The organism is Arthrobacter sp. 2762 (assembly GCF_040548745.1).
Taxonomy (GTDB): domain Bacteria; phylum Actinomycetota; class Actinomycetes; order Actinomycetales; family Micrococcaceae; genus Arthrobacter.
The window spans coordinates 229,550-254,997 of record NZ_JBEPSI010000001.1 but is presented as its reverse complement, the minus strand read 5'-3'; the positions used below and the strand labels follow the sequence as shown (position 1 = coordinate 254,997).

General features: G+C 62.8%; 22 protein-coding genes. 5 read left to right on the top strand and 17 right to left on the bottom strand.

Going from position 1 to position 25,448, the window contains the following annotated elements; translation table 11 throughout:
• Window positions 1-12: 12 nt before the first annotated feature.
• The 10 genes from ABIE18_RS01235 to ABIE18_RS01190 all read right to left on the bottom strand — a co-directional run bounded on the left by ABIE18_RS01235 (window position 13) and on the right by ABIE18_RS01190 (window position 10,299).
• The gene (locus ABIE18_RS01235) at window positions 13-900 is read right to left on the bottom strand and encodes a TolB family protein (protein ID WP_499720815.1); all 888 of its coding nucleotides are present in this window, start codon (window positions 898-900) and stop codon (window positions 13-15) included.
• Window positions 901-912: 12 nt separating this feature from the next.
• A complete protein-coding gene (locus ABIE18_RS01230; RefSeq protein WP_499720814.1) occupies window positions 913-1,914 on the bottom strand; it encodes a sugar phosphate isomerase/epimerase family protein in 1,002 nt (333 codons plus the stop codon).
• A 1-nt stretch (window position 1,915) separates the two neighbouring features.
• Complete coding sequence (locus tag ABIE18_RS01225; protein ID WP_499720813.1) at window positions 1,916-3,127, bottom strand: Gfo/Idh/MocA family protein; 1,212 nt, start codon at window positions 3,125-3,127, stop codon at window positions 1,916-1,918.
• 36 nt (window positions 3,128-3,163) lie between these two features.
• Window positions 3,164-4,285, bottom strand: coding sequence for a Gfo/Idh/MocA family protein (locus tag ABIE18_RS01220; protein ID WP_499720812.1), 1,122 nt, complete (start codon window positions 4,283-4,285; stop codon window positions 3,164-3,166).
• On the bottom strand, window positions 4,282-5,058 hold the full coding sequence (locus ABIE18_RS01215; protein WP_499720811.1) for a sugar phosphate isomerase/epimerase family protein: 777 nt from the start codon (window positions 5,056-5,058) through the stop codon (window positions 4,282-4,284). The genes ABIE18_RS01220 and ABIE18_RS01215 overlap by 4 nt, the downstream gene beginning before the upstream one ends.
• A 66-nt stretch (window positions 5,059-5,124) precedes the next feature.
• Window positions 5,125-5,964 carry a carbohydrate ABC transporter permease gene (locus tag ABIE18_RS01210; RefSeq protein WP_431118191.1) on the bottom strand — a complete coding sequence of 280 codons (840 nt, stop codon included), beginning with the start codon at window positions 5,962-5,964 and terminating at the stop codon, window positions 5,125-5,127.
• The gene (locus ABIE18_RS01205) at window positions 5,957-6,970 is read right to left on the bottom strand and encodes a carbohydrate ABC transporter permease (protein ID WP_499720810.1); all 1,014 of its coding nucleotides are present in this window, start codon (window positions 6,968-6,970) and stop codon (window positions 5,957-5,959) included. The genes ABIE18_RS01210 and ABIE18_RS01205 overlap by 8 nt, the downstream gene beginning before the upstream one ends.
• A gap of 63 nt (window positions 6,971-7,033) precedes the next feature.
• Entirely contained in the window at window positions 7,034-8,362 is a 1,329-nt protein-coding gene (locus ABIE18_RS01200; protein WP_499720809.1) for an ABC transporter substrate-binding protein, read from the bottom strand.
• Between the two features lie 42 nt (window positions 8,363-8,404).
• Window positions 8,405-9,562: a Gfo/Idh/MocA family protein gene (locus tag ABIE18_RS01195; protein WP_499720808.1), complete on the bottom strand. Its 1,158-nt coding sequence runs from the start codon at window positions 9,560-9,562 to the stop codon at window positions 8,405-8,407.
• Window positions 9,559-10,299 (bottom strand): sugar phosphate isomerase/epimerase family protein, encoded by a 741-nt coding sequence (locus ABIE18_RS01190; RefSeq protein WP_499720807.1) that lies wholly within the window; start codon window positions 10,297-10,299, stop codon window positions 9,559-9,561. The genes ABIE18_RS01195 and ABIE18_RS01190 overlap by 4 nt, the downstream gene beginning before the upstream one ends.
• A gap of 182 nt (window positions 10,300-10,481) precedes the next feature.
• On the opposite strand from ABIE18_RS01190, the gene ABIE18_RS01185 reads away from it, so the two are divergent.
• Together ABIE18_RS01185 and ABIE18_RS01180 are read left to right on the top strand one after the other, a co-directional pair.
• Window positions 10,482-11,702, top strand: coding sequence for an ROK family protein (locus ABIE18_RS01185; RefSeq protein ID WP_499720806.1), 1,221 nt, complete (start codon window positions 10,482-10,484; stop codon window positions 11,700-11,702).
• Window positions 11,703-11,787: 85 nt separating this feature from the next.
• Window positions 11,788-12,981 carry an MFS transporter gene (locus tag ABIE18_RS01180; RefSeq protein ID WP_499720805.1) on the top strand — a complete coding sequence of 398 codons (1,194 nt, stop codon included), beginning with the start codon at window positions 11,788-11,790 and terminating at the stop codon, window positions 12,979-12,981.
• A gap of 195 nt (window positions 12,982-13,176) precedes the next feature.
• Here the strand turns inward: ABIE18_RS01180 and aceB are convergent, their stop codons facing one another.
• Window positions 13,177-14,829, bottom strand: a complete 1,653-nt coding sequence (gene aceB, locus ABIE18_RS01175; protein WP_499720804.1) for a malate synthase A — start codon at window positions 14,827-14,829, stop codon at window positions 13,177-13,179.
• Between the two features lie 236 nt (window positions 14,830-15,065).
• Window positions 15,066-16,388, bottom strand: coding sequence for an isocitrate lyase (aceA, locus tag ABIE18_RS01170; protein ID WP_224094253.1), 1,323 nt, complete (start codon window positions 16,386-16,388; stop codon window positions 15,066-15,068).
• A gap of 155 nt (window positions 16,389-16,543) precedes the next feature.
• On the opposite strand from aceA, the gene ABIE18_RS01165 reads away from it, so the two are divergent.
• Both ABIE18_RS01165 and ABIE18_RS01160 read left to right on the top strand, forming a co-directional pair.
• Entirely contained in the window at window positions 16,544-18,058 is a 1,515-nt protein-coding gene (locus tag ABIE18_RS01165) for a helix-turn-helix domain-containing protein (protein WP_499720803.1), read from the top strand.
• Between the two features lie 148 nt (window positions 18,059-18,206).
• A complete protein-coding gene (locus tag ABIE18_RS01160) occupies window positions 18,207-19,508 on the top strand; it encodes a serpin family protein (protein ID WP_499720802.1) in 1,302 nt (433 codons plus the stop codon).
• Between the two features lie 87 nt (window positions 19,509-19,595).
• Here the strand turns inward: ABIE18_RS01160 and ABIE18_RS01155 are convergent, their stop codons facing one another.
• On the bottom strand, window positions 19,596-20,210 hold the full coding sequence (locus ABIE18_RS01155) for a TetR/AcrR family transcriptional regulator (RefSeq protein ID WP_499720801.1): 615 nt from the start codon (window positions 20,208-20,210) through the stop codon (window positions 19,596-19,598).
• A gap of 307 nt (window positions 20,211-20,517) precedes the next feature.
• On the opposite strand from ABIE18_RS01155, the gene ABIE18_RS01150 reads away from it, so the two are divergent.
• Window positions 20,518-21,447 carry a cytochrome b/b6 domain-containing protein gene (locus ABIE18_RS01150; protein ID WP_499720800.1) on the top strand — a complete coding sequence of 310 codons (930 nt, stop codon included), beginning with the start codon at window positions 20,518-20,520 and terminating at the stop codon, window positions 21,445-21,447.
• Here the strand turns inward: ABIE18_RS01150 and ABIE18_RS01145 are convergent.
• The 4 genes from ABIE18_RS01145 to ABIE18_RS01130 form a co-directional block, all read right to left on the bottom strand.
• On the bottom strand, window positions 21,444-22,277 hold the full coding sequence (locus ABIE18_RS01145) for a hydroxymethylpyrimidine/phosphomethylpyrimidine kinase (protein WP_499720799.1): 834 nt from the start codon (window positions 22,275-22,277) through the stop codon (window positions 21,444-21,446). The genes ABIE18_RS01150 and ABIE18_RS01145 overlap by 4 nt on opposite strands.
• Before the next feature lie 93 nt (window positions 22,278-22,370).
• Window positions 22,371-23,336, bottom strand: coding sequence for a TAXI family TRAP transporter solute-binding subunit (locus tag ABIE18_RS01140; protein WP_499720798.1), 966 nt, complete (start codon window positions 23,334-23,336; stop codon window positions 22,371-22,373).
• Entirely contained in the window at window positions 23,329-24,744 is a 1,416-nt protein-coding gene (locus tag ABIE18_RS01135) for a sensor histidine kinase (protein ID WP_499720797.1), read from the bottom strand. Before ABIE18_RS01135 ends, ABIE18_RS01140 begins: the two co-directional genes overlap by 8 nt.
• Window positions 24,741-25,403: a response regulator transcription factor gene (locus ABIE18_RS01130; protein WP_499720796.1), complete on the bottom strand. Its 663-nt coding sequence runs from the start codon at window positions 25,401-25,403 to the stop codon at window positions 24,741-24,743. The genes ABIE18_RS01135 and ABIE18_RS01130 overlap by 4 nt, the downstream gene beginning before the upstream one ends.
• Between the last annotated feature and the right edge of the window lie 45 nt (window positions 25,404-25,448).

The window sequence follows — 25,448 nt, the reverse complement described above, 5'->3', positions numbered from 1 at the left end:
CTTAGTCCTTCTTCAGTCAGAAAGCGGGTACGCCACATACGCAAAACGCCGGGAATCCGACGACCAGCTGTTGACGTTGAGGCTACCTTGGCCACCGAAAAGTGGCCATGTATGCAGCGGCGTGGCCCAGTCCTCTGTAGAAACAAGCACGACGGCGACCGGCAGGTCCGCGGGGTGTCCTACCGTTCCGCTGGGGAACCGAAGGTAGCTGGCGTACCGGCCATCGGGGGAGAGATGCGGAAACCAGTCGACTGTTTCAGATTCGAGGAGCCGCTCGAAGCCAGTGCCGTCCACGCGAACCCGGGCGAGCTGGGCGCGACCCTGTGTGGACGAAAAGGATTCCGTGTTCAGGTAAAGCCATTTCCCATCGGGCGAGTATTCCGGCCCGTCGCAGTGGCCTGAGCCGACATCAAAGCGGCCGACATCTGCGCGTGCGGCAGCACCGCCGTCGGAGGCTATGGTCAGCAGGCGACCTGGCTGCGTGAAGTCTCCCGCTTCGATCCCCACATACGCCAACTCCTTGCCGTCCGGGCTGACGCCGTGGAGGAAATGGAAGGAGCCATCGTCCTCGGTGATGCGCATTGCCGGTCCGCCGCCCAGTAAAGCACGGTAGATGTGGCCGTCGTTCGCGGATACGAAGATGCCCTGGCCGTCAGGTGCCAGGACGTGGTCGTTGTTCAGGTCAGGGACTCCGACGAGGGAAACAGGCTCCAAAGAGCCAGCGTCGAGATCGAAACGCCATAGCTTCCCACCCCCGTTGAGGATGAGTGAGCTTCCGTCCAGGGTCCAGTTGGGCGCTTCGAGAAGGAGCTCGTCGGTGCTGTAGAGCAGCGCGGATTCCCCGCTGACCGACGCGATCCGCACCTCGCAGCGCTGGCCGGATTGAAGGGTGCGGATCACGTCGGTCCTTTTCTAGTCTTTGCTGCTGAAGGCGGCGTCGAAGCTGGTTTGGGAGGCGGGGAAGTCGTACTTTTTCAGGGCGGCGAGGGCTTCGGGGGCGCCGTGCAGACGGTCCATGCCGGCGTCTTCCCATTCCACACTGATGGGGCCGTTGTAGCCGATCGCGGCCAGGGCGCGGAAGGACGATTCCCAGGGCACGTCCCCGCGTCCGGCGGAGACGAAGTCCCAGCCACGGCGCGGATCTCCCCAGGGCAGGTGCGAACCCATCACGGTGTTCCGGCCCGTCGGACGGAGCTTGGTGTCCTTGCAATCCACGTGGTAGATCCGGTCCTTGAAGTCCCAGATGAAGGACACGGGATCGATTCCCTGCCACATGAAGTGGGAGGGGTCCCAGTTCAGGCCGAACGCGGGCCGGTGGCCGATCGCTTCGAGGGTCCTCACGGTGGTCCAGTAGTCGTAGGCGATCTCACTGGGGTGGACTTCGTGGGCGAAACGGACCCCGCATTCGTCGAACACGTCCAGGATGGGGTTCCACCGGTCCGCGAAGTCCTGGTAGCCGGCGTCGATGACCTTTTCCGGGACGGGCGGAAACATGGCCACGTATTGCCAGATGGAGGACCCGGTGAACCCGACCACGGTGTCCACGCCGAGTGCTTTGGCGAGGCGGGCGGTGTGTTTCATTTCTTCGGCGGCGCGTTGGCGGACTCCTTCCGGCTCCCCGTCACCCCACACGCGCGACCCGACGATTGCTTCGTGGCGGAAGTCGATGGGGTCATCGCACACGGCCTGGCCTTTGAGGTGGTTGGAGATGGCCCAGACCTTGAGGTTGTACTTTTCCAGGACGGCGAGTTTGGACTCGACGTAGCCGGGTTCGTCCCAGCGCCAGGCGTCCAGGTGGTCTCCGGAGACGGCGATTTCCAGGCCGTCATAGCCCCAGCCCGAGGCGAGCTTGGCGACTTCCTCGAAGGGGAGGTCGGCCCACTGGCCAGTGAACAAGGTGTACGGGCGGGGCATGTCAGGCTCCTTCAGTAGGGGTGCTGTTGAGGGAAGTGGTGTGAAGCTGGATCAGTGAGCTTTTTGCCGCCGCGGATTCTTCGATGGCAGCGAGGACGTGCTGGACGTTCAGGCCTTCTTCGAACGACGGCGAGGGCTGGCTGCCGTCCCGAATGGCCAGCAGGAAGTCCCGGATCTGGTGCGTGAAGGTGTGTTCCCAGCCGATGATGTGACCTTGCGGCCACCACGCTTGGAGGTAGGGGTGTTCGGGTTCGTTGACGAGGATCCGACGGAAGCCCTGCTCGCGGACAGGCGCGGTGGCATCCAGGAAGCCGAGCTCGTTCAACGCTTCGAGGTCGAACAGGATGGTGCCCTTGTCGCCGTAGATCTCAAGCTTGAGGGAGTTCTTCTGGCCGGTCGCTACCCGGCTGACTTCCACTGAGGCGATTGCTCCGGAGGCGAGGGTCAGCGTGGCCCAGGCGGCGTCGTCGACCGTGACATCTTCGGGGCCATTCGGCCCCGGGCGGCGGTCCACGAAAGTGTGGAGGCGGCCTGTGACCTCGGTGACTGCATCACCCAGGAGGAACAGGACTTGGTCGATGGCGTGCGAGGCGATGTCGCCTAGCGCGCCGGAGCCGGCGGTTTCCTTGCGGAGCCGCCAGGTCATGGGGGATTCGGCGTCGGTGAGCCAGTCCTGAAGGTACGCGGCTCGGACGTGCCGGACGGTGCCGAGCCGTCCTTCGGCGATCAGTTCACGGGCCAGTGCAAGGGCGGGGACGCGGCGGTAGTTGAAGCCGATCATGGATTGAATGCCGTTCGCGCGGGCGGCTGCGGCGGCTGCGGTCATGGCTTCTGCCTCGGCGATCGTGTTCGCCAGCGGCTTTTCCACGAGGACGTGCTTGCCGGCCTGGAGGGCGGCGATGGCGATTTCGGCGTGCATCCAGCCCGGGGCGCAGATATCGACGATGTGGATGTCGTCCCGCTCAATGACGGACCGCCAGTCGGTGGCGGACTCGGTCCAACCGTACTTTTCCGCGGCTTCCGCGACTGCATCGGCGTCCCGGCCGACGAGGACTTTTTGCTCGAAGGCCGGAACGTCAAAGAAGCTGGCCACATTCCGCCACGCATTCGAGTGGGCTTTACCCATGAAGGCATAGCCAATCGCGGCGACCCCCAATGTGCGGGTAGGTTGCTGGGTGCCCTGGCTCTGGTCAGTGTGGGCGGGGGTGCTCATGGTGTGGTTCCTCGTTACGTACGGAGTTGCGGTTGCCTAGAGTGTTGCGGTTTCCGGCGCCCAGTCCTCCGGGACTGGTTTGGAGGCGGGCGCGTTGCTGGTGACGTCCACGAACGAGCCCGATTCCACGGATTCGGAGATTGAGACCATGGTGTCCAGCACGTGGTAGGCCAGTTCGCCGGTGGCGCGGTGCGGGGCGCCGGAGCGCAGGGCACGGGCCATGTCCAGCACGCCCAGGCCACGGCCGTTGGCTGGTCCGGTGGACGGAATGATCTCGGGTTCTTCCGCCCCGGGGCGCCATAGCTTGAGGTCGCCGCCGAAGTAGTTCGGGTCCGGCAGCGAGAGCGTGGCCTCGGAGCCGGTGATTTCCACGAACCCCATCCGCTGGCGCGGGGACTCGAAGGAGAAGACGCTGTGCGAGGATGCGCCGCTTTCGAACTGCGCCATCGCGGAGACGTGCGTGGGGACCTCGACGGCGAATTCCTCCCCGGCCTTCGGACCGGAACCAATGATCCGGGTCGCTTTCGCGGAGGAGCCGACGGCGGCAACCCTGCGGACCGAGCCGAAGGTCTGGATCAGTGCGGTGAGGTAATAAGGGCCCATGTCGAACAGCGGGCCGGCGCCGAGCTGGAACAAGAAGGCCGGGTTCGGGTGCCAGGATTCAGGGCCCGGCGTCTGGAAGGTGGTCATCCCGGTCAACGGCGTGCCGATATCACCGCGCTCGATGATCCTCCGAGCGGTCTGCAGGCCCGCACCGAGGAATGTGTCCGGGGCGGTGCCCAGACGGATCCCGGCTGCGTCGGCCGCCTTGAGCAGGCCCAAACCGGACTCGCGGTCCAGGGAGAAAGGCTTCTCGGTCCAGACATGCTTGCCCGCGTTGACCGCGGCCGTGGCAACCTCCACGTGCGCCGCCGGGATGGTCAGGTTCACGATGACTTCGACGTCGGGATGGTTCAGTGCCAGTTCCGGCGTACCGAACTCGGCGATCCCGTACTCCTTCGCCCGCGCTTCGGCAGCCTCGACGAACAGGTCCGCGATCACCAGGACCTTCACGTCCGGGAAGACCGTCAGGTTATCCAGATACTGTTTGCTGATGTTGCCCGCACCGATCACGGCGACGCCCACTGGGCCTTTGCGGGTTGAAGGTGTGAAGCTCATGCCCCTGCCTCCTCGGAAATAGTTCCCTCGGCTGCCTGAACGCTTGCCGCAGCCGTCAAATACCTCAGGCTCTCGGTGATGCCCTCAAAAATGTCGCCGGAGTAGTCATCGAACTCCACCACGCCAACTTCCAGGGACTTGGCTGCGGCGATGATATACAGGACAGGGATCGTTCCCTTGCCGGCGGGCTGCTGGGCCTTGGTGTCCGTGGTGGCCGGACCGTCCTTAATGTGGATGAGCTTCACCCGGTCGCCCAGGCGCTCCAGCAGCGAGACAGGGTCCTGGCCCCCGACAGCTGCCCAATACGTGTCCACCTCAAGGACGAGTTCCGGATCCAGCAGTCCCTCGAAATACTCCAGTGCGGTCTGGCCTTCGATGGTGGACTCCAGCTCCCACGCATGGTTGTGATAACCAACGCGGATTCCGTACTCAGCGCCCTTCTTGGCAGCTGCATTCAGCGCAGCGGCCGTTGCCCGGATGGTCTCGGCGTCCTGCCAGTGCTCGGCAGGAAGGAAAGGATCAATCACGGTGGTGATGCCCAGTTCCTTGGCCGCGGCGAAGATCTCGTCCTGGTCCTGGCTCAAAAGCGGCGCATGCCCGGACGGAGCGCTGAGGCCGTTCTCCTTCAGAGCGGCGCCGAGTTCCTTGGCGGTAGCCACGAAGTTGTAGGGTTCCACCTGCGTGAAGCCGATCTCGGCGACCTTCCTGATGGTCCCAGGCAGATCCTCCTGGATGGCGTTGCGAACGGTGTAGAGCTGGAGTGAATACGACATGGATTCCTTCCCGGTGATCGTCCGGTGTTGCTCGTAATTAGCTGTCTCTTCCACTTAACAGTGAACCTACTTAACTGCTCCTGACGACAGCCCTGCCACCAAGTGTTTTTGCACCAGGATGAATCCGATCAAGACGGGCAGGCTGACCACCACGGAAGCAGCCATGAGTTGGTTCCAAAACACATCCGATTCGCTGGCGTAGGCCTTGAGCCCCAAGGACAGTGTTTTTGTGGACTCGTTGGTCAGCACGGATGCGAACAAAACCTCGCCCCATGCGGAGATGAAGGAATACACGGCAACTGCGATGATGCCTGGTTTGGCAACAGGGAGGATCACCCGGAACAGTGCTCCCATCCTGCCCGTGCCGTCGATCATCGAGGCCTCTTCCAATTCCTTCGGAATCGAGGCGAAGTAGCCGCTCAGCATCCAGATGGCGAAAGGCAAAGTGAACGTCATGTAGGTGATGATCAGCCCGAGGTAGGAGCCCTGCAGCTGCAAGCCGGTCATGTTGCGGATCTGGGTGAAGATCAGGTACAGCGGCAGGAGGAACAGGATGCCAGGGAACATCTGGGTGGAGAGGACGGTCAGGCTGAAAGCGCGCTTTCCCTTGAACTGCAGCCGGGCAATGGCGTAAGCGGCAAGCACGGCCACCGTCACTGAGCAGGCTGTTGCGCAGACGGTGATGATGAGGCTGTTCTGAAAGTACTTGGCCAGCGGAACCGTGGTCCAGATGTCCAGGTATGGTGACGCCGTGATTTCACGGGGAATCCACTGGAAGAGTCCCGAGACATCCTTGAGGGGTTTCAGCGACGTGGAAACCACGACGAAGAGCGGAACCGCCACCCAGAGGGACAGGATGGTCAGGACCACGTTCCTGAGGATCCGGAAGTTGCGTGTCTCAATCATTGTCGGCTCCCTTGGGCAGCACCATGCGGATGTAGAAAACGGAGGCAATGAACAGTGCGATCAGCAGCAGCACGCTCATTGCGCCGCCCAGGCCGAAGTTCCAACTGCCGAAGGAGTTTTGGTAGATCAAAGGGGAAATAAGGGTAGCTTCCTTGGGAGAGGTGGCTCCGAACAGGACAAAGGGAACGTTGAACTGGTTGAAGGTCCACAGCGACATCACCATGAGCAGCACACCGTTGGCCGGGCGGACCATGGGCAATGTGATGCGACGGAACTGCTGCCAGAGCGTAGCGCCGTCAATGGCCGCTGCCTCATACACGTCAGTGGGAACGTTTTGCAGGGCCGCCATCAGCATGAGGAACGCGAAGGGCCAGAGCTGCCACACGTTCACAATCACCATGGCTCCGAAGGAGTTCTGGCCCAGCAGCCAGAAGGGGCGTTCGTCGCCGAAGAGGTGGAGGGTGTCCACCAGGATTTGGTTCACGGCGCCGTCGCGCTGGTTGAACATGAAGGCCCAGGCAATGGTTCCGACGTAGGCCGGGAGTGCGTAGGGGACCAGGAAGAACGTGCGAAGAAGAGCGCGTCCCTTGAAGTTGGAGGAGAGGAAAACCGCGCCTGCCATGCCGAGGACCCAGGAGAAGCCGACCACCAGGATGGTGTAGCCCAGCGTGCGGCCAACCGTGCTGAAGAAGGCCTGACCGATGGTGCTGTCCGGGTTGAGGCCGTTGATGAAGTTCTGCAGCCCCACGAACGGTGCGTTGAGCCAGTTGGTGAGGTTGAGCTGCGTCAGGGAGATGAACGCGATCCAGATGCCAAGGAGCATCGGTCCAATGTGGATCAGGAGCTCAAGGATGGCGGCCGGAAGGATCAAGCCGTAGGGGAGGAATGAGCGACGCCTTTTACGTACAGGCGGTGTGCTTGCGGCCCGTTTTTGGCCGGGCTCGGGATCAACGGCAGCGGGGCTGCCTGCAGCGGCCGGGCCGCTGTCCAATGCTGAATGGGACATGGAAACTCCTTTGCCGGAGCGGGGACACCACTTTTTGGTGGCGTCCCCGCTCACTGGGCCTGGTTACTGGGCCGCGGCCATCTGGTTGTTGGCGTCCTTGAGGGCCGCCCGGATGTCGTCTTCGGAAACAGTTCCCGTTGCCGCCTTGGCAAAGAGGTTCTTAATTGCCGTGCCGGTGAGGGTCTCCATCTGACCCTCTTTGGCGATCAGCGGCATGGGCAGGGAGTGGTTGGCCAGGGCGTCATTCTTGGCCTTGACCTCTTCGGTCTGGAAGGCTGCATCGCTCGACGCCGCGGTGACTACAGGAAGGGAGGAGTAGGCCTTGTTGAGGGCAATCTGCTCTTCGTCGCTGGTCAGGAACGCGGCCAGTTTGATGGCATTTGCCTTGTTGTCGCTGTTCTTGAAGACACTGAGGTTGATACCGGCCACGTGGCTCTGGGTGCCACGGTCACCGGTAGCTCCGGCGGTCATCATGGGGATCGGGGCTACACCCCAGTCCTTGAAGTCGCGCGCAGCGAAGTTCTTCAGCGGGCTCTGGTCGAACATCATGGCGGCCTTGCCGTTGATGAGGTTGTCCACCTTTTGGCTGCCCTGGCTCAGTTCAGCGTCCGACGGCGACATCACCTTGTGCGTGGCCATCAGGTCCACGAACTGCTTGACGCCCTCTACCTGCGGATCGCTGTCGAAGGTGGGCTTTCCGTCGGCGTCGAACAAGGTACCGCCGTTTTGCAGGCCTCGAACGAACGCTTGGTGCGAGTTGGCGGAAACGGATGCTCCGGCTGCGGTGAAGCCCCACTGATCAGGCTTGCCGTCTCCGTTGGTGTCCTTGGTGAGCTTCTTGGCATCGGCCACAAACTCGTCCCAGGTTGTGGGGGCCTTCTCGATGCCGGCTTCCTTGAACAGCTTGGTGTTGTAATACATGTTGTAGGCCAAGCCGTAGAGCGGCACAGACGTGGGGGTCTTGCCTTCCGCGCCACCGGTCGACCAGCTGGTCTTCAGGAAGCGGTCCTTGCCGCCAACGGCCTCCAGCAGTTCACCTTCCACGGGCTCGAAAGCGCCCGTCTCCTGGAGGGTCACGGCCCATGTGTTGCCGATGTTGAGGACGTCGGGACCGTCGCCACTGGTAACTGCGGTAAGAATGCGGTTGTAGAGGTCAGTCCAGCTGATGACTTCCAGCTGTACCTTTACTCCGGTCTTTTCGGTAAAACGATCCAGCGTGGGCTTCAGCTTGGCTGCGGTGTCGTCCAGGCTGTTGCCTTGGTCCGATGCCCAGTAGGTGATGGTGTCGCTGCTTGCTTGTGGGCTGCTACCGCCGCCACCGCAGGCGCTGAGACCCAGTGCCAAGGCTGCCGTCGCGGCAACCGCCGATAGGACTTTCAGGGGATTCTTCATGATGCTCCGGTTTTCTCGTCGTCGAGCTGGTGCTGGCTGAAACTAGGCTGAAAGCGTTGCTGCCGTGGGATCCCAATCCTCGGGCAGCGCAGGGACCTGTGTTGCAGAACTTTCCACATCCACAAAGGCCCGGTTGTCGATTGACTCTGCGATGGAGGCCATGGTGTCCAGGATGTGGAACGCAAGTTCACCCTGGGCACGGTGTGGCCGGCCCTCACGGATGGCGCGGGCCATTTCCAGGACACCCGCTCCACGGCTGGCAGTTGAGCCAACTGAAGGGACTGTTGTCCAGTCGTCGGAACCGAGCGCACAAATCCTGATGTCGCCGTCGAAGTTGTTAGGGTCCGGCAAAGCGATGGTGGCCTCGGAACCGGTGATCTCCACGAATCCTGCGCGTTTGAGCGGGGAATCGAAGCTGAAGATGCTCTGCGCAGATTCACCGTTCTCGAACTCCAGGATGGAGCTGACGTGGGTAGGGACTGTGACGTCGAACGTCTCGCCGGCCTTGGGACCCGAGCCGATGACGCGTGTTTCGCGGGACTTGGAACCGAAAGCGCCTACCTTGCGGATGCTGCCGAAGGTCTGCACGAGCGTGGTCAGGTAGTAGGGGCCGATGTCGAACAGGGGACCGGCGCCATCCTGGAAGAGGAAAGCAGGATTCGGGTGCCAGGACTCCGGACCCGGGGACTGCATCAAGGTCAGCGCAGTCAGGGGAGTGCCAATGTCACCGCGTTCGATCATGCGGCGGGCAGTCTGGAGGCCGGCGCCGAGGAACGTGTCCGGTGCGCAACCCAGCCTTACGCCGGCTGCGTCGGCTGCCTTGAGCAGACCCAAGCCACTTTCCCGGTCAAGGGAGAACGGCTTTTCACTCCAGACGTGCTTGCCTGCGTTGACAGCCTGTGTGGCAACTTCCACGTGGGCAGCGGGGATGGTCAGGTTGATGACAATCTCCACCTCCGGGTGGCCGAGGACAGCGTCAATGCCACCGTGCACAGGGATGCCGTACTCGTTGGCTCGGGTGGCTGCAGCCTCTTCGAACAAGTCACCGATCGCCACAACGCGAACATCAGGGAAGCTTGTGAGGTTGTCGAGGTACTGCTTGCTGATGACACCTGCGCCGATGATGCCGACGCCCACCGGGCCTGAACCCACCGGTTCTGAAGTCAGGGAACCAAAGGCCGTTCCTGCTGCGTGGCTCATGCGGACACCTTTCCGGCGCTGAGGTAGTTGTAGCTGTCTTCCACGGCGTCGAACATGTCGCCCTGGAAGTCGTCCAGTTCCACGACTGCTGCTTCAAGAGAGCCAGCGGCGCTCAATACGTCCCAAATGGGCATCTGGCCGGCACCAACGGCGAGCTGGCTGGACGGATCCGAGGTCACGGGACCGTCCTTGATGTGAATGAACTTGACGCGGTCACCAAGCCGGGCCAATAGCTCCGCGGGGTTCTGGCCACCTACCGCTGCCCAGTACGTGTCCAATTCCAGGACGACCTCGGGGTTGAGGTGGTCAGCCAGGTGTTCGATGGCTGTTTTGCCGTCGATGACGGACTCAACTTCCCACCAGTGGTTGTGATAACCGACTCGGACACCGTATTCGGATCCCTTGGCGGCGGCCGCGTTGAGCTGTTCCGCCGTTGCTTTGATGTCTTCGATCGTGTTCCAGCGCTCGATCGGGACATGCGGGTCAATAACAGTACCGATGCCCAGCTGCTGCGCAGCGGTAAAGATTGCGTCCTGGTCATCGCTGAGCAAGGGAGCGTGGCCGGAGGGGGCGGTGAGGTTGTTCTCCGTCAACGCCCGCTTGAGTTCTTCCGCCTTGGCAACGAAACGGTAGGGCTCAACCATGGTGAAACCGATTTTGGCCAAGCGCTGGATGGTTCCCGCCAGATCCTCTTCAAGGGCCTTTCGGACCGTGTAGAGCTGGATCGAATATGACACTGTCTCTCCTCGTCGTTGTGGGTGGAGGCAAATTGATGCCGTTGATTTCCGGCATCCAAGGGGTTGATGTGCTGCTCCTCACAACCTAGGGGGACTTTTGCCGAGCGTCAAGCAAAAGTTGAAATATGGCCGACAAACTTCTGCTGCATGACACGCATAAGCAATCGTGCTTCACTAATGGCATGACCTCAGCACCCGGACACCAAGGCGGAAAAGACGCCCCCGCACAGGACACCGGTAACCTTTCACGTGCCGGGGACCTCTTCCAGCTCCTCCGGGACGGCCAAGCCCGGACGCGTGCTGAACTTGCCCTCACCACAGGCCTAGCCCGCTCCACCGTCGCTTCACGCATCGACGCCCTGATCGGATCCGGCCTCGTGGGGCCTGCCGGGGAGGCCACATCCAGTGGCGGCAGGCCGCCGTCGCGCTTTGCCTTCAACCCCGCCGCCCGCGTTGTCCTGGCCGTCGACGTCGGAGCGACCCACGTGATTGTCGCCGTCACCGACCTCGGTGGAAGCGTCCTCGCCGAACGCAGGCTCACGCAGGAAGTCGCCGAGGGCCCCGACGTCGTGCTTGGCCAGGTCATCAAAGCCGGACGCGAACTGCTCACCGAAGCCGGGCGCGAACCCGGCGATCTCGCGGGCATTGGCATCGGACTGCCCGGGCCCGTGGAACACGCCACCGGACGGCCGGTCAAGCCGCCCATCATGCCTGGCTGGGACGGATTCGACGTCGTTCCTTACGTCCAGCGCTCGCTACCCGTTCCAGTTCTGGTGGACAACGACGTCAACATCATGGCGCTCGGCGAACGCACCGCATACTGGCCCGACCACGAGAATTTCCTGTTCATCAAGGTCGCTACCGGCATCGGCGCCGGCATCATCAGCAGCGGTCAGCTGCAGCGAGGCGCCAACGGCACTGCCGGGGACCTCGGCCACGTGCGGGTGCCCCGCGGCGACGACGTCCTCTGCCGTTGCGGCAACTACGGATGCCTGGAAGCGCTCGCCTCAGGTCCCGCCGTCGCCCGCCAACTCAAGGCGCAGGGTCTCGAAGCCGCCACGGGGGCTGATGTCCTCCGGCTGGTAGCCGAGGGAAATTTGCAGGCCATCCAGGCCCTCCGGCAGGCGGGACGGGACGTCGGCGATGTGCTGGCCACCGTGGTCAACCTGCTCAATCCGTCCATGATCATCATCGGAGGCAGCGTGGGAGAGGCCGGCGAACACCTCGTTGCCGGCATTCGCGAGGTTGTGTACCGGCGTTCGCTGCCGTTGGCCACCACTCACCTGCGGATCGGTATTTCCATGGCCGGTGATCGCGCTGCAATCCTCGGCGCCAGCCAGATGGTGACGCAGTATGTGCTCTCACCGGCAGTGATTGAAGCCACGCTCCAAGCAGCGGGATAGACGCCGTCTGTGACCGGATGGCCCGTGGCGGCGTGATAGCAATGAAGGTGATGAAAACGTTTCCCGCCACCCTGCAGCGCACCCCATGAGCCAGTTCCTCGCCAAAGTTCCCCGGGGATGGTTGATCCTCGCCTGCATAGGCCTGATCGCGCTCAACATGCGTGGGCCTTTCGTAGCAGTGGCCCCCGTGGTGGATTCCCTGCAGGCCGACCTGGGATTCTCGCCTGTTGAACTGGGTCTGTTGACCGGTATCCCTGTGCTCTGTTTTTCGCTTGCCTCGCCGTTGGCGTCCCTGGCTGGCCGGCGGCTCGGTGCCGAATTTGCCGTCATGCTCACGCTGCTCGGCGTACTGGCCGGCGTCGTGATCCGGTCCAGCGGAGGCGGCGTGCCGGTCATGGTGGGGACGGTCATCATCGGCGTGGCTATTACGATCGGCAATATCGCCGTGCCGCTCATCATCCGCAGGGACTTCGCTCCACGGCGCCAAGCTACCGCGATGGGCGTATATACGGCCGCCCTGAATATCGGATCGTTCCTCACGTCCGTGGCTACCGCGCCGCTCGCTGAACTGGTGGGCTGGCGGCTTTCCTTGGCAGCGAGTGCCCTTCTGGCGCTGGCAGCCATCCTGTTCTGGATACCGACTGTCGGAATCCGGCGCGCGTTGGTTCCCGCCGCGGTTCCTGCGCCCGATCGCTCTGCGTCCAGTGTGGTTGCGGGAGTGGGATGGCTGACGGCCGGCCTGACACTTGGCTTCGCCGGACAGGCGTTCTCCTACTACGGCGTCACAGCGTGGCTGCCAAGCTTCCTGTCCGACGAGCTCGGCATGGGCGCCGCCGAGGCCGGCGCCGGATCATCACTGTTCCAGATCTTCGCGATCGTGGGCGGACTGGGCGTACCGCTCTTGGCCCGCTTTGCCAGTACGACGACGGTGGCCGTCACCTTGAGTGCTTTATGGCTGACGGTTCCCGTGGGCTTGTTGCTTGCACCCGGTTTGTGGTGGATGTGGTCTTCCATGGGCGGCGTTGCGCAGGGTGGCGGCATCACGGTGGTATTCATCGCCATCATCAAGTTCGCCAGGGACCAGGCCTCGGCAGGGAAGATGTCCGCCGTCGTCCAAGGTGTGGGCTACTTGGTTGCAGCCTTGGCGCCAACCGTTATCGGCTACGTGCATGGTGTGTCCGAAGGCTGGACGGTGCCGCTGCTGGTGATCCTGGGTTCGGTGCTCGCGTTCTGTGTGTGCATTACGTTGTCCGTGCGCTGGGTGGCCCGGCAGCGGTAGGTGAGTGCCGCCGTCGGGTTTACCCAACTGAGTCGCAGTTAAGCGCGTTTTGAGCCGTCAAAACGCGCTTAACTGCGACCTACTTGGGTGGATACCCCGCTGCTGGGCTGCCTCCCCGACCATCGGGGTCACTTGTTGCGAAGAGTGTAGGCAGCCCAGCGTTGGGGCTTGGTTTTCCTGGGGCGGCGCCCCGGGCTAAGCGGCGACGAGTTCCTCTTCCGTGGCCTCTTCACGGGCTTCGGTGAGGAAGCGGGCGTAGGCCGGGATGGTCAAGAAGGTGGGGAATTCCTCGGCAAGGGTGACTTCTTCGAAGATGGCGCGGGCGTCAGCGAAGCGGTCTCCGTCGAAGCGTTCCAGCCGGGCGAATTCCTCGTCGAGCATGTCCTGGACCCATTCGCGGCTGATGATGTCGCCGTGATCGGTGATGGCGTGTGAGTGGATCCACTGCCAGAGCTGGGACCGGGAGATCTCGGCGGTGGCCGCGTCTTCCATGAGGTTGTGGATGGCGACGGCTCCGTTGCCCCGCAGCCAGGACTCGATGTAGCGGATGCCTACCTCGATGTTCAGGCGAACGCCGCCCTCGGTGATGGTGCCCTCAGTGCTGGCGATGTCGATCAGGGCGCGGTCATCGGGGGTGACGTCCTCGCGGGAGCGGTCCAGCTGGTTGGGGCGGTCTCCGAGAACGGTGTCGAAGACTTCGCGGCAGACCGGCACGAGGTCCGGGTGGGCAACCCACGAACCGTCGAAGCCGTCGTTGGCTTCGCGGGTCTTGTCCGCACGGACCTTCTCGAACGATGCCTGGTTGGCGGCTTCGTCCTTGCGGTTCGGAACAGCTGCAGCCATGCCGCCGATCGCCATGGCACCGCGGCGGTGGCAGGCCCTCACGAGTTGTTCGGTGTAGGCACGCATGAACGGCTGCGTCATGGTCACCTGGCCGCGGTCCGGAAGTACGAAGCGCGGGCCCCGGGTGCGGAAGTTCTTGATCAGGGAGAAGATGTAGTCCCAGCGACCGGCGTTCAGGCCCGAGGCATGATCCCGCAGTTCGTACAGGATCTCCTCCATCTCAAAGGCGGCCGTGATCGTTTCGATCAGCACGGTAGCGCGGATGGTGCCCTGAGGGATGCCGAGCAGGTCCTGTGCCAGGACGAAGATGTCGTTCCACAGGCGTGCTTCGAGGTGGTTCTCGATCTTGGGCAGGTAGAAGTACGGGCCCTTGCCCTGGGCCAGGAGGCGGCGGGCGTTGTGGAAGAAGAACAGCCCGAAGTCCACGATGCCACCGGCGATCGGCTTTCCATCGATCAGCATGTGCTTCTCGGGAAGGTGCCAGCCGCGGGGACGGACCACGATGGTGGGCAGGTCCTCGGCAGCCTTGAGCTTGTACTCTTTGCCCTCCGGGGACGTGAAATCAATGCGACGCTCCAGCGCATCGGTCAGGTTCAACTGGCCCTGGATGACGTTGCGCCACGTCGGCGTCGAAGAATCCTCCATGTCAGCCAGCCAGACCTTCGCACCGGAGTTCAGTGCGTTGATGGTCATCTTTTTATCCACCGGACCTGTGATCTCCACGCGGCGGTCCTCCAAACCCGGAGCCGGGGGAGCAACACGCCACGACGGGTCATTGCGGATGCCCTCGGTCTGCGGCAAGAACCGCGGATCCTGGCCACTGGAAATCTGGTTGCGGCGGGCATGCCGTGCCTGCATCAGCTCCTGACGACGATCAGCCGTAGCCCGGTGCAACTTGCCGATGAACTCAAGGGCGTCCGGTGTGAGGACCTCGTTCTGCCGGCATATGGGCTGCGCGGTCAAGGTGATGCCATTGATAGTGAAGTTGTCAGTGAAGCTGTTCATTTCAAAACTCCTAAGAAGATGTTCGACGGCGGCGCCTCGGTGAGGTGGGGCCGGGAAGAGAAATCCTCCGCGTGCTATTCCCCGTCCCGGCCGCATGGCCTCGCTGGGCTCGGCCGACGTCCAGGACAGGGCCCCTTTTACGCACGCTTCGGGATTCCCCTCCCCGGCCGATGGCGGTGAGTGCCGTCGTCGCGCCCTGTGGTGAGCGAAGCGAACAGCTCACCTGGGCGTGTTGGTTAGTGGAACTGGCCCTCTTCGGTGGATCCCACGAGGGCGAGGGTGGATGCGTTCGGGTTGAGCGCAGTAGCAATATCGTCGAAGTAGCCGGTGCCGACTTCGCGCTGGTGCTTGGTGGCGGTGTAGCCGCGGGACTCGGAGGCGAATTCCTTTTCCTGGAGTTCGACGTAAGCGCTCATGCCTTCACGGGCGTAGCCGTGGGCGAGGTCGAACATCGAGTAGTTCAGGGCGTGGAAGCCGGCCAGGGTGATGAACTGGAACGTGAAGCCCATGGCGCCGAGTTCGCGCTGGAACTTGGCGATGGTGGTGTCGTCGAGGTGCTTGCGCCAGTTGAAGGACGGGGAGCAGTTGTAGGAAAGCATCTGGTCGGGGAACTCGGCCTTGACCGATTCGGCGAACTTGCGGGCAAGTTCCAGGTCCGGGGTGCCGGTCTCCATCCAGATGAGGTCCGAGTAAGGGGCGTAGGCCTTGGCGCGGGCGATGCAGGGTTCGATGCCGTTGCGGACCTTGTAGAAGCCCTCGGCCGTACGCTCGCCGGTGATGAATTCCTGGTCGCGCTCGTCAACGTCTGAGGTGATCAGCGTTGCCGCTTCGGCGTCGGTACGGGCGATGACGACGGTCGGGGTACCGGCGACGTCGGCTGCCAGGCGGGCGGCGTTGAGGGTCCGGATGTGCTGCTGGGTGGGAATCAGGACCTTGCCGCCGAGGTGGCCACACTTCTTTTCAGAGGCCAGCTGGTCTTCCCAGTGAACACCCGAGGCGCCTGCGGTGATCATGGACTTCATGAGTTCGTAGGCGTTCAGCGGCCCACCGAAGCCGGCTTCGGCGTCGGCGACGATGGGGACCAACCAGTCCTCAACAGTCTTGACGCCTTCGGCGTATTCGATCTGGTCTGCGCGGAGCAGGGCGTTGTTGATGCGGCGGACAACCTGGGGTACCGAGTTGGCCGGGTACAGGGACTGGTCCGGGTAGGTCTGGCCCGAGAGGTTCGCGTCTGCGGCGACCTGCCAGCCGGAAAGGTAGATAGCGCGGAGGCCGGCCTTGACCTGCTGAACGGCCTGGTTGCCGGTCAGGGCTCCGAGGGCGTTGGTGTATCCGCCGGTGGGGGCTTCCTCGGTCAGCTGCTTCCAGAGCTTCTCCGAACCGCGACGGGCCAGGGTGTGCTCTTCGGAGACGCGACCGCGGAGGCGGACGACGTCGGTGGCCGAGTAATCACGGGTGACGCCTTCCCAACGCGGGTTGGCAGACCATTCAAGTTCCAGCGCTGCTGCCTGCTGCTCTGCAGTCTGTGCGGATTCTGCTGGTTCAAACGATGCGGTCATTGCATGTCTCCTAATATCCAAGCGGGGCTCCCCGGGCCGGCCTCCGCTGCGCCTTTGCTGCATCGGCCGGCTTACCCGGGGTCTGTATTTCTTTTTCGTAAGTCCTACTTTTCTGCACTTACAACAGGCTTTCTAGAGGAAAACTATGGAAAGAAATGCACTTCTTCGCGTATTCTCAAGAAATGTCGCCTGTGAGCTGGAATCGCGAAGTCGCGCCGCCGTCGTCGTCCGTCACGTCCCCTGAACTGGACGTCATCAGCCTTGGCCGCCGCGTGCGCCACTTGCGCAAGCAGGCCGGCCTGACGTTGGACGACTTGAGTGCCGCCGTCGGGACCGCGCCGAGTCAATTGAGCCTGATCGAAAACGGTAAGCGCGAGCCCAAGTTGGGGCTCCTTCAGCAACTCGCCGCGGCCCTCAACGTGAGCATTGATCAGCTGTTGGGGGCCGAGCCGCCCAGCCGCCGCGCGGCGTTGGAAATCGAGTTGGAACGGTACCAGCGCGGACCCCTGTACGAGTCCCTGAACCTGCCGAAAATCCGTATCAGCTCGCGGCTTCCGCTGGATGTGCTGGAGTCGCAGGTGGGGCTGCTTCAGGAGCTCGAACGCAAACTTAACGAGCAGGTCGCGACGCCGGAAGAAGCCCGCCGTGCGAACGGCGAGTTGCGTGCCATGATGCGCGAGCGCGGTAACTATTTCCCCGAGTATGAGGCGGAGGCGCAGAAGGTCCTCAAAGGGGTTGGCTACACCACTGGACCGCTCAGCCAGCACGTCATTGCGGACATCGCAGAGAACCTCGGATTTTCGTTGCACCATGTGGGCGATTTGCCCCATTCCACCCGGTCCGTGACGGATTTGAAGAACCGCAGAATTTATCTAACGCAGAACCAGCGGCAGGATCACGACCCCCGCTCGGTACTCCTGCAGGCGCTTGGCCACTATGTCCTGGGGCACGAAACGCCGCGGAACTACGGCGATTTCCTGGCACAGCGAGTGGCCACCAACTATTTCGCTGCGGCGCTGCTGCTGCCGGAGCATGCCACGGTTGAGTTCCTCCAAAAGGCAAAGGCCGCGAAGGAAATCGCCGTGGAGGACATCCGCGATGCCTTCGCTGTGTCCTACGAGACCGCCGCGCACCGCTTCACCAACCTGGCCACCAAGCACCTGGGCATCACCACGCACTTCCAGAAGACCCACCAGTCCGGCATCATCTACAAGGCCTACGAGAACGACGGCGTGACCTTCCCGCAGGATCACACCGGCGCCATCGAGGGGCAGCCGTCGTGCAAGGCCTGGACGTCGCGGGCAGTGTTCGACGTGCCGGACAAGTTCAGCGCCTACAGCCAGTACACGGACACCCCTTCCGGGACGTACTGGTGCACGGCCCGAACCGAGCGCTCGGCCGCTGGTGAATTTTCTTTGAGTATTGGCGTGCCGTACCAGCACGTGAAATGGTTCCGTGGGCGCGAGACGACTGCCCGTGCTACCTCGACCTGCCCGGATCCGAACTGCTGCAAGCGGCCACCTGCCTCACTTGCAAACGAATGGGCCGGCAACGCCTGGCCGTCGGCACGGGCTCATTCGCACCTGCTCGCAGCCATGCCTCCTGGCGCGTTCCCGGGCGTGGACGAAACCGAGGTGTACAGCTTCCTGGCGGCACACTCCGAGCGCTGACCCCCACGCTCTATCACTTCCTGACCGTTTTCCCCCGATGTTCGCTCACATTTCGGCTACTTTCGGCCGTCCCTCTCTCAGATCGCGTGAATTCTGAGTGGGACCGGAGCAGGATGTGAAGACGAGACGCGGGCAAAGGGGATGAGCCATGATTCGAATCCGGAAAGCGGCAACGATAGGCGCGGCCGCCGCGTTGGTGATGGGTTCGGCGACGATCAGCGCCTGCGCGCCCCAGCCACCCGACGTCGGACTTCTAAAGGCCGACGGCGTCACCCGCGTTTCGGTCCAAACTGCTGACTATCCCACCCAACTTGAGGCTTTCCGTGCGTCCGCGCGGAAGCTCGGCGCCACGCTGCTCGCCGATGGCGGTGACGGCGCCAACGGCAATGTGGTCTCGTCGCCCACGAGTCTGTTGATCGCGCTCGGCATGCTCCGCGCCGGAGCGTCCGGGGCCACGGCGGCGGAGATGGACGCGGTGCTGGGACTGCCCGCCGAAGGGCGCGACGAAGCGATGAACGCGATGCTCGCCTCGCTCGAGAAGTACGACGGCGATCCCGGCTCAGTTGACGAAGAGAACCCACCGCGCAAACCCGTGATGCACGCCGCCAACGGCTTGTTCATCGACAAGGACGAACCCACGGGACCCGATTACCTGGCCACCCTCGCCAAGCATTACGGCACGGGCGTCTACCCGGTCTCCTTCCAGGACGAGGCCGTGACCAAACCCGCCATCGATCAATGGGTCAGCAAGAACACCGGTGGCCGGATCAAGGAAGCTCCCGCAAAGTACGACCCCGACAACACGCTGAGCCTGCTCAACTCCCTCTACTTCGCGGCGGCCTGGCAGGCACCATTCGATGCCAACGACACTTCGGATGGGCCCTTCACCACAGCCGGCGGGGAAGAGATTTCCGTGCCCACCATGCACAGTGCCGCCAGCATGGCCTACGCCGAAGGGGCGGGCTGGAAGGCAGTTGACATTCCCTACGCCGAAGGTTTCGTGATGCGATTAGTACTGCCCGACGGCGGTCCCTCGGGTTCAGCGGGTCCGGCGGCGGTTCCGGCTGAGGTGCTGAGTCAGGCAGACCTCCAGCTGACCGGTGGGGACCACGAAATGGTCCAGATAACCTTGCCGAAGTGGGACCACAAGACCGCCTTCGATCTTCGGAAGGTCTTCGAGACGCTGGGCTTGAAGGAGATGCTCGCTACCGACTCCGACTTCGATGCGATCCAACGTGGGATGTTCCTGACCCAGGCCGCGCAGGCAGCCAACATCACGGTTGCCGAGAAGGGCACTATCGCTGCCGCGGTGACCCAGATGAATGCCGACGCCTCAAGCGCGTTGGTCCCCGAACGTGAGATAACCCTCGACCACCCGTTCCACTACGAAATAGTGCACGTTGAAACCGGCCTGCCATTGTTCACCGGTTGGGTTGCTGATCCGCGCTGAGGAATGATGTGAGAGAGCGTCGGCCGGAACGCGCCCGGATGTGAGAGAGCGTCGGGGAAAAGGCATCGGGATGTGAGAGAGCGATGGCTATGGAACCAGCCGCGCCACCAGCACTGCCGCAGCCTCAACGACGTCGTCGGCCTGCCGCTTGGACGAACTCAAGGCGACCTCGTGCCCGGCCAGCGTGACGATGTCCGTGATGACCGCGACCGTGAGCTTTCCCAGAGTGTCATCGCTGGCTCCCAGCAGCACGGAGTTTTGCCGGACCCACTCGCGTCCACGTTCACGTCGCAGTACTTCGAACCCCGGGGGAGTGTCGCCCTCGATGAACACCCGCTCCAGTGCGCGGTGTGTCCAGGTGTAATCGAAATAGCTGCGGCTGCCCACGTTGAACAGTGCCAACGGATCGTTCTCGCCTGCCTTGCGGGCCTTTGCTACAGCCGCGGCGACAAGCCTCTCATGTTCGTTTTGGTAATCATCCCAGAGCGCCAGGAAGAGTTCGGTCTTGCCGCCGAAGTGGTGATAGAGGCTGCCAACACTTGACCCGGAACGGGCCACGATGTCCGAAATGCTGGCATTGGTGAAGCCGTGCTCACAGAAAACGTCCCCGGCGGCATCCAGGAGTTTTCGCCGGGTGGCGGCTGTTCGAGTCCATTGCCACGCGCCGGCATGGACCGCCGCGTCAGACGCTTTTCGAACCAAAGGTGCTCCTTTCGCTGACACGGACTTTGCCGGAGTGTCGGACGGGCTGTTTTCTGGAATCGTACCTTCACCAGATCTGGAACCTCCAGCAATCAACCCCTTGACCACCAATCATCTACAGGAAATAATCCTGGAAGCTTGTTCTAGAAATATGTATTGCGGTATGTATCCGAATGCTGCGATTTTTGACGTCAAACGCCCCGAAACCCGGGTGCCGTTTTTACCGTCGCGCTGCAACTGGTTGAATCGCTATGAGAGAGCGCCAACTGGTCGCACGCCAAACAAAGCCAGAGAGGAACGCGGCCTGATGTCCGTTTCAAGCAAGTCGTCCGGGATCACGTCGAACAGGTGGTTCAAACCCGTCGTCGTTACCGCCATAGCTTTGGTGGTGGCGCTGATCCTGGTGCTCATCGCGCAGTGGCTCAGGTCCTTGCAGCCTGTGCAGCAGTTCCTTGTGGACTACCCCGGACATGCCGCCATTCCTGAAGGAACCCCCACGGGTTTCCCTGCCTGGCTCGGCTGGCAACACTTCCTCAACATGTTCTTCCTGGTCCTGATCATCCGATCCGGCTGGCAGGTCCGCACCACCACGCGACCCGCCGCGAACTGGACCCGGAACAACAAAGGCTTTATCAAGACCAAGAACCCGCCAACAAAGATCAGCCTTGATCTTTGGTTCCACCTCACCTTGGATGCCCTTTGGGTCCTGAACGGCATCATTTTCATCGTCCTGCTGTTCGCAACCGGCCAATGGCTGCGGATCGTCCCCACCAGTTGGGATGTTATCCCCAACGCCCTCTCCGCCGCTTTGCAGTACGCCTCGCTGAACTGGCCCGTTGAGAATGGCTGGAACAACTACAACAGCCTGCAGCTGCTGACCTACTTCGCCACGGTATTCATCGCCGCCCCGCTGGCTATCATCTCGGGGCTGCGCACATCCAACGCATGGCCCAAGAAAGCTGCGATCAACAAGTTCTACCCGATCGAGCTCGCACGCAAGATCCACTTCCCGGTGATGATCTACTTCGTGGCGTTCGTGATCGTCCACGTCACTCTGGTACTGGCTACCGGTGCGCTGAACAACCTGAACCACATGTACGCCTCCAACAACGATTACAGCTGGTGGGGCTTCGGGATCTTCGCCGCCTCAATCGTCCTTACTGCGGCCGCTTGGTTCCTGGCCCGCCCGCTGTTCCTGCGCCCGATAGCCTCGCTCATGGGCAAGGTCTCGCGCTAGCGGGATCCGCCCTGCCACAGGGCATCAAACGGAGCACCCGACGCCACACGGTTCGCGATACCGGCCGTCACGAACGCCTTCGCGGTTCGCGCCGCTTCCAACGGCGTGGCACCCTTGGCCAGTTCGGCGGTCACAGCTGCGGCCAGTGAGCAGCCGGCGCCGGACACAGGAACTTCGCCCACCTTCGGAGCGCGCAGGACTTCCAGCGTTTCGCCGTCGTAGTAAACGTCGACGGCGTCCGGGCCTTCCAGCCGCACTCCACCTTTGGCGAGGACTACTGCGCCGCTGATTTCGTGGATGCGGATCGCAGCGGCCTTGAGGCTTTCCTCATCCGTGATCTGAAGGCCGGAGAGCGATTCGGCCTCGAAATGGTTGGGTGTCACGAACGTCGCCAGAGGCAGGATCTGCGCTTTCAAGGCCTGGTCAGTGTCCAAGGCGTGGCCAGGCTCCTGTCCTTTGCAGATCAGGACCGGGTCCAGGACCACGTTCGCGAAAAGGCCGCCAGCCAACGCCTGCTCAACAGTGCTGATCGTTGCAGGGCTTCCGAGCATGCCGATCTTTACCGTATCCAGAACCGAAGGTGCGCCGGAAGCGGCACCGTAGGCCGCCGTCGTCGCTTCCAATTGGTCCGCGATCACTTGCTGGTCAACAGGGACAAAGCGGTGGTTCCAGTTGTCTTGGGGATCGAAGGACACAATGCACGTGAGGTTCGCGATGCCGAAAACCCCCAGTTCCTGGAAGGTCTTGAGGTCGGCCTGCGCGCCGGCGCCGCCGGTCGCTTCGGAGCCGGCGATGGTCAGTGCAATGGCAGGGGCTACGGCTGAAGTCATGTCTTACATCCTGCCAGCTGCCCGTCGGGGAGCCGATTTCGGCCCGGCTAGCCGATTTCGCCCGCGCCGTTAGGGCGGCGGCGCACGTAGCCCTTAGCCGTGCAAGCGGCGGTAGGATGCCTCAGCGGCTGGGTGAAGGGGCACACCGGCGGTGTTGATGAGCGTCTCAGGACTGAGGAACTGGACTCCGGTACTCGTCTTCGGGACCAGGTCCTGAGCCCGTTCCACCAGGAGTTTCACGGACTCCGAAACCAGGTGGTCAGCGAGGTCGCTGCGGCAAAGGAGCAGGTTGGCCACGCCCACGGTCCATGTTGCATCGGCGTCCCCGTAGCTTTTCGCGGGGATCAGGACGCGATCATAGAAAACGCCGAATTGTTCGCGCATGGCCTTGATGTGCTCGGAGAGGTCGATCAGCCGAAGGCCAATATCATTGGCGGTTGATGCGATGGCAGCGGTTGGCACGCCGCCGGACCAGAACAGGGCATCAATGGACCCGTCCCGCAAGGCGGCCAACCCTTGGTTCAGGCCGAGATTCACCTGCCTGAGGCCCATGCCTGCAGGGGCTGCGGAGATGATGCGCGGAACGGTCAGCGATGTCCCCGAGCCTACTTCGCCAACACCGGCAGTCTTCCCAGCCAGGTCGGCGAAGGACCGGAGAGTGCTGTCCTCGCGCACGATGCAGTGGACATAGTTTTGGTACACCTTTCCGAGCGCCACAAGATTCCCGCCGGGCAGCCGGGTGGCCGCAGCCTGGGCGGCTGCGTCCGCGAGGGCGACGGCGAACGTCGCCTCGCCGGACAACACCCGCCGGATGTTCTCCAGGCTACCGCCAGTAGTCAGGGGCACAGCGGTTTCGGCCACACCCTCGCGTTGAAGCAATTCCGCGAACAAGGTTGCGAACTCCAGGTAAAAGCCCCCTGGTTCACCGCCGGCGACCGTTAGCTTTTGCGGCTTCTCCTCGCCGGAACAGGAGGTGAATACCGGCAGCAGAAGTCCAGCCAAACCAGCTGACAGTCCGGCTCTGAGTACAGCGCGCCTTGCCACGTTCCTGCTATCCATCCCGGCCTCCGGGCGCTGCCTGGAATTCAAGCCGGGCCGTCAATCCGTGCGGTTCTCTTCCCTCAAGCACAAGCTCGGCGTCGTTCGCATGCGCCAGACGGTCCACGATCGTCATGCCCAGGCCGTTGCCTGCGATCTTGCTGTGCTGCGGCGCGCGCCAGAACCGCGTTGTGGACGCAGCGCGCTGCTCGGCGGACAGCCCGGGACCGTCATCGGAAATCTCGACGGCGACCCCTCCTCGCGTCCGCTTCATTGCCACAGTGATCCGGGCGGCGGGAGCGTACTTGATCGCGTTGGCCAAAAGCTCACCCACCATATGCGCCAACTCATCCGGATTGCAGGCGAGGTGGAGCGGTTGTTCCGGCTGGGCCAGCGTGATCGTCGAATTGGCGCGTTCGGCAGCTGGCATCGCCCGCTCCACCTCTCCTTGCAGGATTGGGAAGGGATCGATGACGGTGTGGTGTTTGTGCTCGGCTTCCTGCTGCACGCGCGCCGAGCCCTCGAAAGCGCGGTGTTCCGCCGTCGCCAGCTTCAGCACGCCGTCGAGAATTGCCTCCACGCGCTCAAGCTCAGTAACCACGCCGGCTGCGGCGGCTTTTTCAGGCTCTGACTTCAGTGCCAGTTGCAGCAGATCGATCCGGAGCCGCAAGGCACCCACTGGATTCCGTAATTCGTGCGACGTGTCAGCGATCAATTGGCGCTGCGAATCGATGCTCGCGGTGACAGTGTTGGCCATAGCGGTGAACGAACGGCTCAGCTCCCGCAGCTCGGGCGGACCGGCGTCGGGAAGATGGCTTGTCTTGCCCGTCGTCTCAAGTTCGTGGACGGCGTTGCTCAGGCGATGGACCGGCCGCAGAACCCAGGCGGTGATGCGGGCAGCTCCGAACAGGAGGAGCGCTCCGAGTGCCACTGCGGCAAGCCCGACGACGAGCCACCGCTCCCGTAGTTTCTGCCGGGCCGCTTCGGGATTGACTTCAAGGACGGCCTCGCCAAGCACCTGGCTGGCTGTGCCGAAGGACCTCGAGATAACCTCCGTCCCGGATCCGAAGGGCCTTAGAGGGCTGAGCGTGGTGTCGCTGAGGTTGAGGCTGGCCCGGTTCAGTGCGTCACTGACTTCGGCCCGGTCCTCGCTGAGATTGCCCGAGCGGACTGTCTGCTGCTGCAGGCGGATCAGGATCCCCTCGCCGTAGAGCTCGGAATAGCGGTCCATTTCGCGTTGCAGCTGGGTGGTGTCATTGTCCAGCGAAGCGTCATTGGCGAGCTGGGCGAATCGGTTCAATGACGTCACGCGGTTGATCTGGAGTTCCTGCGTGAGCTCCCTGCTGGCCGACGTCAGGATCACGCTGGACACGGTGACCACTATGAGCACTGCGATCACGCTCAGGATGGCCAGGACACGGATTTTCACGGCTGCTCGACGCGGTAACCGACCCCGCGGACGTTGATGATGAAGCCAGGTAGTTGGAGCTTGGACCGGAGACCGGTGAGGTGCACGTCGAGGGACCGGGAATTTGCGAGGAAAGCGTCACCCCAGAGGGCATCGAGGATCTGTTCCCTGGTCACCACTGATCCCGCATTCCTTGCCAGGAGGCTGAGGAGTTCGAACTCTGTTGCGGTCAGTGAGAGTTCCCTTTCGCCAACAGATGCCGTCCTGCGGTCGAGGTCCACGCTGACCTCTCCCACCACGATGCTGTGGGGTGCCGCTTGCCCGGCACGATTGGTACGACGCGTCACTGCTTCGATCCTTGCCAGCAATTCCACGAGCTTCACGGGCTTCACAAGGTAGTCATCTGCTCCGGAACGAAGACCCAGGACCACGCTTCGTTCGTCGTCGCGCGCCGTGAGGATCAGGATGGGGACTTGCGTGACCTGTCGCAGTTTCCGTAGGACGTCAAGGCCGTCCAAGTCCGGCAAACCGAGATCGAGCAGGATCACTTCGTGGTGCCGATGCCCCAGGAGTGCGTCCTCGCCGCGGGACACCCTGGTGGTTTTGTGGCCGGCGGATGCAACGGCAGCGCTCAAAGCGGACGCCATGGCGTCGTCATCTTCGACGATGAGCACGTGCACTGTGTGATCCTTTGCCGCTTGGTTTGTTGATGGTTTTGGGCCCGA

Coding starts and splice junctions, on each gene's coding strand:
- ABIE18_RS01200 (WP_499720809.1), bottom strand. CDS start 8,362: ATGAAGAATCCCCTGAAAGTCCTATCGGCGGTTGCCGCGACGGCAGCC.
- ABIE18_RS01195 (WP_499720808.1), bottom strand. CDS start 9,562: ATGAGCCACGCAGCAGGAACGGCCTTTGGTTCCCTGACTTCAGAACCG.
- ABIE18_RS01185 (WP_499720806.1), top strand. CDS start 10,482: ATGACCTCAGCACCCGGACACCAAGGCGGAAAAGACGCCCCCGCACAG.
- ABIE18_RS01205 (WP_499720810.1), bottom strand. CDS start 6,970: ATGTCCCATTCAGCATTGGACAGCGGCCCGGCCGCTGCAGGCAGCCCC.
- ABIE18_RS01230 (WP_499720814.1), bottom strand. CDS start 1,914: ATGCCCCGCCCGTACACCTTGTTCACTGGCCAGTGGGCCGACCTCCCC.
- ABIE18_RS01150 (WP_499720800.1), top strand. CDS start 20,518: ATGTCCGTTTCAAGCAAGTCGTCCGGGATCACGTCGAACAGGTGGTTC.
- ABIE18_RS01145 (WP_499720799.1), bottom strand. CDS start 22,277: ATGACTTCAGCCGTAGCCCCTGCCATTGCACTGACCATCGCCGGCTCC.
- aceB (WP_499720804.1), bottom strand. CDS start 14,829: ATGAACAGCTTCACTGACAACTTCACTATCAATGGCATCACCTTGACC.
- ABIE18_RS01180 (WP_499720805.1), top strand. CDS start 11,788: ATGAGCCAGTTCCTCGCCAAAGTTCCCCGGGGATGGTTGATCCTCGCC.
- ABIE18_RS01225 (WP_499720813.1), bottom strand. CDS start 3,127: ATGAGCACCCCCGCCCACACTGACCAGAGCCAGGGCACCCAGCAACCT.
- ABIE18_RS01210 (WP_431118191.1), bottom strand. CDS start 5,964: ATGATTGAGACACGCAACTTCCGGATCCTCAGGAACGTGGTCCTGACC.
- ABIE18_RS01160 (WP_499720802.1), top strand. CDS start 18,207: ATGATTCGAATCCGGAAAGCGGCAACGATAGGCGCGGCCGCCGCGTTG.
- aceA (WP_224094253.1), bottom strand. CDS start 16,388: ATGACCGCATCGTTTGAACCAGCAGAATCCGCACAGACTGCAGAGCAG.
- ABIE18_RS01220 (WP_499720812.1), bottom strand. CDS start 4,285: ATGAGCTTCACACCTTCAACCCGCAAAGGCCCAGTGGGCGTCGCCGTG.
- ABIE18_RS01140 (WP_499720798.1), bottom strand. CDS start 23,336: ATGGATAGCAGGAACGTGGCAAGGCGCGCTGTACTCAGAGCCGGACTG.
- ABIE18_RS01165 (WP_499720803.1), top strand. CDS start 16,544: ATGCACTTCTTCGCGTATTCTCAAGAAATGTCGCCTGTGAGCTGGAAT.
- ABIE18_RS01215 (WP_499720811.1), bottom strand. CDS start 5,058: ATGTCGTATTCACTCCAGCTCTACACCGTTCGCAACGCCATCCAGGAG.